The sequence below is a fragment of the Halopseudomonas oceani genome (assembly GCF_002903165.1).
In the GTDB taxonomy this organism is placed as follows: domain Bacteria; phylum Pseudomonadota; class Gammaproteobacteria; order Pseudomonadales; family Pseudomonadaceae; genus Halopseudomonas; species Halopseudomonas oceani.
This window is the reverse complement of sequence record NZ_PPSK01000056.1, coordinates 1-1,228: the sequence shown is the minus strand read 5'-3', so window position 1 is coordinate 1,228 and position 1,228 is coordinate 1. Positions and strand designations below refer to the sequence as shown.

The 1,228-nt window shown below is 56.6% G+C and carries 1 protein-coding gene; it reads left to right on the top strand.

Features of this window, described 5'->3' with window-relative positions; genetic code table 11:
* Positions 1-61 precede the first annotated feature (61 nt).
* Positions 62-1,212 (top strand): IS3 family transposase gene (locus C1949_RS19200; RefSeq protein ID WP_104739964.1). Its coding sequence is split into 2 segments (ribosomal slippage): positions 62-305 and positions 305-1,212, totalling 1,152 coding nucleotides; the frame shifts between segments, so codons are not numbered across the junction.
* Positions 1,213-1,228 lie beyond the last annotated feature (16 nt).

Here is a 1,228-nt window from a genome sequence, read left to right as displayed (position 1 = left end):
GAATCGCCCCTAGTTTCGTAGACACCTCCAGGCCTCATAATACGGCCCACTAGGAGGTGCCATGAGCAACCCGCGTTATCCCGAAGAATTCAAAATCGAAGCAGTCAAACAGGTGACCGAACGGGGTCTGCCAGTGGCTGAGGTGGCTGCTCGATTGGGCATGTCGACCCACAGCCTGTATGCCTGGGTTAAACGCTACAGAAAGCCCCAAGAGCAGCGCGCGCAAGAGGACGATCAGCAAGCTGAGCTGCGTCGCCTTCGTGCCGAACTCAAGCGCGTGACCGAAGAGCGAGACATCCTAAAAAAGGCCGCCGCGTACTTTGCCAAGGAGTGCGGCTGAAGTACGCCTTCATCAACCAGCTATCCGCTGAGTATTCGGTTCGCCGCCTGTGCCTGACGCTGAAAGTACATGCCAGTGGTTACTACGCGTGGCTGGCTGAACCGCAGTCGGCACGAGCCAAGGATGACAAACGCCTGCTTGGACTGATCAAGCACGCGTGGCTAGAGAGCGGTGGTGTTTACGGCTACCGCAAAATCCACGACGACCTGCGTGAGCTTGGCGAAGCATGCGGCAAGCATCGTGTTGCTCGACTGATGCGCTTGGAAGGGTTGCGCTCGCAGACAGGCTATCGTCGTCGACCGGGCCGCTATGGTGGCAAGCCTCCAGCGGCCTCACCGAATCATCTGGAGCGTCGGTTCAATGTCACCGAACCCAACAAGGTCTGGGTCACGGACATCACCTACATCCGCACCTATGAGGGCTGGTTGTATTTGGCGGTGGTGCTTGATCTGTTTTCGCGGCAGGTAATCGGTTGGTCGATGAAGCCGCAGATGACCAGCGACCTGGCTATTGATGCGTTGCTGATGGCGGTTTGGCGGCGTAAGCCAAAGCAGGAAGTGATGATTCACTCAGACCAGGGTAGCCAGTTCAGCAGCGGAGACTGGCAGAGCTTTCTGAGAGCCAACAACTTGCTTGGCAGCATGAGTCGACGCGGCAACTGCCATGACAACGCGGTAGCGGAAAGCTTTTTCCAACTGCTGAAGCGGGAACGGGTTAGGCGAAAGATCTACAGCACTAGGCAGGATGCTCGCGCTGACGTGTTCGACTACATCGAGATGTTTTACAACTCAAAGCGCCGGCATGGTTTCAACAATCAGCTGTCGCCGGTAGAGTTCGAGAAGCAACATTTACTGAGCCTGGAAAGTGTCTAGGGAATCCGGGGCGATT